Below are 4,561 nucleotides of genomic sequence, written 5' to 3'. Positions count from 1 at the left end.
TCCGCGAGTTCGACTTCGAACCCGGCAAGACCGCCTCTATCGGTGAGGTTCGAATAAGGGAGTGCGGATGGGTTGGCGCAGAGGCGTAGGATACCATTCCGCCGCACCTCTGCCAGTGATGCAGCGTCCGTACGGTGTGTTGCGCTTTGGGCGATGAGCGTCGCGAGTACGGCGATAGCAGCACTGTCAGGGATCAGACCATGATGCATCAACGAGGCTCCAGATTCCAAAGTCGCGCGCCGACGCAAGTATTCCCCCACCTTAAATAGTAGCGGTGTCGTCAGGCGACAACCCGAGTACCGCCGCCTGCCGACAACACGATCAGTTGCCCCGCTCCTCACATCTGAGGTTCGCATCTAGGCGCGATCGGAAGCGCGCTGCCTAGTACCCCCTTTTCTTAGAAGGTGAGTCGTGATTCAAGATCGGGATGATCCCCGAAGCAAGAGAAGTCCGCCTTTCGAAGAAAGATCGCAAGGTGCTTGAAGCGTGTTGCCGCTCACCGGTGACATTGCAGCGCGATTTGAAGCGGGCGCGGATAGTTCTGTTGGCTCTGCAGTGACGCCGTCCGCGAAGTATTCCTGTTCGGTATCGCCGCCCATGTTCCTGAACGGAAGTACCGCCACCGTGGGCTTGTCGTTGCCGATCGTGTGCTCCGCTTGACGCGGAAGATCTGCCACGATCTCGCCTGCCGCCGGAGAGATCTTCTGCTCCTGGACCTTGCGCAGTTCCGAAGCCAGCAAGTTGGTTGCCGCATCGGGCGCGGTGCCAAGCTCTTGTTTCAGCAGGGTCACGACGGTCTGATAGTATTTGAGTGCTTCGGCGTTGCGCCCAGCCATCGACAACGCGCTCATGATCAGGCGGTGCGCATCCTCGCGCATGCTGTTGAGCGCGTTGGCACGCTGGCCGGCGAGAAGGGCATGGCCGACACGCCCCTCGGACAGTTCATGCTCGCCGAGCGCCACCATCGCGCCGACAGCCAACTCCGACAATCGCTCGCGTTCGCGTGCCAGCCACTCGCTCCAGCCCTCTTCGTTGACGCCTATGTCGTCAACGAAGCGACCGCGATAGAGATCCGCCGCAGAACTCAACGGTTCACGGCTGCCCTTTCCGACAAGCTCCTCAAATTGCCGCACATCGCACGCGACCAATGCGGCGTCCAACGACACGAATTCGCCGTCACTCCTGAGAGCACTCTGACCAAGAACTTGACGCAGCTTGAACAGCGCCTGTCGCAGATTTTGCTTCGCTTGCGCGTCGAAGTGAGATCCCCACAGCAAGGTCGAGAGCTTTTCCCGATGCTGAGGCTGAGGTGCCGTGCAAGCCAGATAGGCAAGCAATGCCGCGAGCTTCTTGTTCGGCAAGCTGACGACGCCATTCGGCCCGGTCAGTTCAAAACTTCCCAGAAGCGAGAGAGCAAAAGTCGGGCACGGCGCAGATGATGTTTCAGTCATTCCGCCTCAAAACTAGGCATGCACGCCCGTAGTTATACATCTTACACGAATTGCCAATTTTGCGCACAATATTAACGCCGCGATGACGCTCGAATAACGCCTGCGCTGACGACGATGGGCTCAGATCGTATTCGCGACGAGACGCCGGTTGGTCGATCGACGCAGAGCAATTTCATCTGTCGAGCCGACATGCGCGCGCATCACCTCATCATCTTCGTCGTCGGCCTGTTCGTAGTCCTCGCCGGCTTCGACGCAGCGTTGACTGCCTTTGCACACTCGACACTCAAGGCCGCCTCGCAATCGGCACCTCCGGTCGCACCGCTTCTGTTCGGACGCGACTGATCGCAGGCCAACATCACAACAGCCATCAAGCAGGAGGTCGCATTGACCGACATCGCGCAGCTGGAAAAACGACCGCACGCTCTTCGATCATACGACGAGGAACGGCGATTTATCGCAAGCTGGAGACTTAGATTGGTCGCGTTCTATGGCGCGCTGCTGGCGCTGTCGATTGCCTTCGCCGCGATAAGCCAAGCGCCCCGTGAGCGCCAAGCCGATCGCGCTTCCGGTGACTCCGTCAGCCATTCCATTTCGAATCCGCCGGCCGGGGTCCGCGACAGCGCCGCGGGCCAGGCGTCCCGCGCGATGGCGACCCAACTCCCGTGAAAGCGAAAAGGGGAAAACCGTGAAAGACGACGTTCGTGCTGCACCTCCAATTCAGGCCGGATCTCCAACATCGCGTGACAGAACGCGAGGAGGCAGCGAGACGCGCCTCATGGTCCTCATTCTTCTGGGCTTCGGCGTCGTTCACGTGATCGGCGCCAACCTCATAGAGCGAGCGTCAGCCGCGCGAGGCGATCCTCCCTTGGCCGTCGCTTCGCAGGCCGACTGACGGCCACTGGCAAGGCGTCCAGTTCTTTGGATTTGAAAGGTCAGGAGACGATATGGCGACAGTCATGCGCGCAATTTGCCGCACGGTCCTCTCGACCACCAGCGTCGACGTGGCGAAACACGCCCTCTTGTTGTGCGCAGCGTGCGCGGTTGTGTTCGTGCTCTCGCGGACCCATGGCCTGGATTTGAGCCCCGGATTCTTCTGACCTTCGCGGCCGCTATGGCCGCAATCTGAAGAAGCATCATGCCCATGCGCATGCAAATGAGGAGGCGATATGTACGCTGGCCGGATATTGTCCACACTTGGCGGACAAGGACCGATACTTTTGGTGCTCTCGCTTTGCGCAGGGCTGTTGATCACTCCCTTCGCTCGCTTCGGCTACGATCTTCTGCCTTTTTCAGCATTTCTTCTGACACTTGGTTCGTTTCTCACGGCGGGTCTTGCTCCCTCTGAAGGCAGCATTCGTCTGCCGCTGATAGGCTTGGTGCTCGGCTGGGTTGGCCTGGTATTGCCTTTGGCTGCTGCGATGTTGCTGTCTTTTGTCCCGCTTGATCCTGCGCTGCGGGTCGGCGTTCTGCTCTCGCTTCTGGCGCCGCCGGTCGGAAGCGCCGCCGCGATTGCGGGAATGCTCGGTTTGCGACCACGTCTCGCGCTACTCGTTTCCATCGCGCTGACCATGCTCTCGCCGATCTCGATTCCGTGTTTTGCCACGGTTCTCGGGCTTGGAATTGCGTTCGACATAGGCGGGCTGGCGATCCGGCTCTTCAGCATCACCGGCGCAGCAGGCTTGGTGGCCTTTCTGGCCATAAGATTTCATCGTCATCTGATTCCCGTTCTGCCCGATCAAAGCGCCGCCACCGGAATCGCCGTTATCGGGCTGATCATCGTCGGGCTTGCCACCTCACAAGGCATACGGGCGCAATGGACCAGCAACGCCCTGCGTTTCGACGTGATGCTCGCCGCGGCAGTCGTCCTCAATTTTGGCCTGTGCGGACTCGCTACGGTGACGTTCGCGAGACTGGGATTGCAAACCGCCGGAACCATAGGCCTCGTGAGCGGAAACCGTAACGTCACTCTCGTGTGGGCGGCGGCCGGCTTCGGTTTACCATCGCTCGCGGAGGGCTATGTCGCTGCGTGCGTCATCCCGGTCCTCGCGCTTCCTCTCATCGTCAAGCTCTGTCTTAGACTGCCTTCCTTCACTCGCTTCATTCCGCAGAACTCGTAATCCAGAGCACGTAATGGCGGCGGCTTACAACGGTCCTGGATTATGGGGAAAAGCCGTCGTTACCTTCGGGATCGGTTCGGAGGATGCCCTGATACTGACCGATTGACATCCGGCATGTAGATGGCGCGAATGCCAGGCTCTGGTGAGGAACGTGATGACTGGCTGGCGATGCGAAGGGAACCCGGTCCGTTCTGGGTCCGAATGCGAAGAACTCAACGTGAGCAAGTCTGGTCTGCTGTGCCTCGGCGAGCGGACCTCCCGGAGGCGTGCCGCTAATTCGCTGATGGGCCATCAACGGAAGTCGCCAACCTACCTGCGATTAGACCGACACTTGGTCGACTAATCCCGATTCACTAGTCCAGCCTACCTAAGTATGGTCATTTCATACCTGCGCGCGATGGCGTCGACCAAGTGCTTGGTATTACCGATACATCCGGAGTGAATAAGCAACGGAACCGGCCCTGCGAGCCGGCAGTTGCGGGACAAGGCCGGCGGCGTAGCGCCCGCCAGTCTTTCTCCCGATCTAGCGGCGCTTTGCCGCTCAACGGATGCTTACTGCCACAGTTGGTGCAGAGAGTACGCCATGAGAAACATCGCCGATCTCCTAATGCGGTTTTGGCAGGGAAGCCAGCCCGCGTCCACTACTCAGGTTACAGCTATGGCTGAAAACCGAGATCGATCCAGCATGGCTGATTTTGTCCGGATCCTGCAGGCCTACGATCAAGCCCGGTAGGGCAAGAGTGGGGGGCGACCCGCGTCAGTCCGTGATACGGACGTCCGAGCAAACCAAAGCCAAGACTTGAGACCGCAGCGCGTCCAGGTTTTTAAATCTACAACCTCCGCTCAGGGTCACGCTCGGCTGTCAGCCACTGTCGGCAATGAGGTCCGCCGTCCATCGGGCAGCCGACGTTAATCACGCCCTACTCGCGCGAGCCATGACGCGCGTACTACGTCGGACGGCTCCATCATCCGCGGATCGCGGCATTGGCCTTT

General features: G+C 59.7%; 3 protein-coding genes and 3 pseudogenes. 4 read left to right on the top strand and 2 right to left on the bottom strand.

Going from position 1 to position 4,561, the window contains the following annotated elements:
• Nucleotides 1-209: pseudogene (locus tag IVA82_RS47740) on the bottom strand (hypothetical protein); the annotation flags it as partial.
• Between the two features lie 218 nt (nucleotides 210-427).
• Between IVA82_RS47740 and IVA82_RS47735 the strand changes: the two are divergent.
• Nucleotides 428-550, top strand: a pseudogene (locus IVA82_RS47735) (IS630 family transposase); the annotation flags it as partial.
• Between the two features lie 181 nt (nucleotides 551-731).
• Here IVA82_RS47735 and IVA82_RS47730 read toward each other — a convergent pair.
• Nucleotides 732-1,451 (bottom strand): annotated as a pseudogene (locus IVA82_RS47730) (BTAD domain-containing putative transcriptional regulator); the annotation flags it as partial.
• Between the two features lie 189 nt (nucleotides 1,452-1,640).
• On the opposite strand from IVA82_RS47730, the gene IVA82_RS47725 reads away from it, so the two are divergent.
• The 3 genes from IVA82_RS47725 (at nucleotide 1,641) to IVA82_RS47715 (ending at nucleotide 3,568) form a co-directional block, all read left to right on the top strand.
• Nucleotides 1,641-1,793 carry a hypothetical protein gene (locus IVA82_RS47725; RefSeq protein WP_247386073.1) on the top strand — a complete coding sequence of 51 codons (153 nt, stop codon included), beginning with the start codon at nucleotides 1,641-1,643 and terminating at the stop codon, nucleotides 1,791-1,793.
• Between the two features lie 42 nt (nucleotides 1,794-1,835).
• A complete protein-coding gene (locus tag IVA82_RS47720) occupies nucleotides 1,836-2,117 on the top strand; it encodes a hypothetical protein (RefSeq protein ID WP_247386072.1) in 282 nt (93 codons plus the stop codon).
• Nucleotides 2,118-2,617: 500 nt separating this feature from the next.
• A complete protein-coding gene (locus IVA82_RS47715; protein WP_247386070.1) occupies nucleotides 2,618-3,568 on the top strand; it encodes a hypothetical protein in 951 nt (316 codons plus the stop codon).
• Nucleotides 3,569-4,561: the final 993 nt, after the last annotated feature.

Source organism: Bradyrhizobium sp. 142 (genome assembly GCF_023074015.1).
Taxonomy (GTDB): Bacteria; Pseudomonadota; Alphaproteobacteria; order Rhizobiales; family Xanthobacteraceae; genus Bradyrhizobium.
Note: the sequence above shows the minus strand (reverse complement) of the source record. Positions and strands in the feature narration are given on the sequence as shown.

Bases quoted from the DNA above. Each gene is read 5' to 3' on its own strand.
- IVA82_RS47715 (WP_247386070.1), top strand. From the start codon at position 2,618: ATGTACGCTGGCCGGATATTGTCCACACTTGGCGGACAAGGACCGATA.
- IVA82_RS47725 (WP_247386073.1), top strand. From the start codon at position 1,641: ATGCGCGCGCATCACCTCATCATCTTCGTCGTCGGCCTGTTCGTAGTC.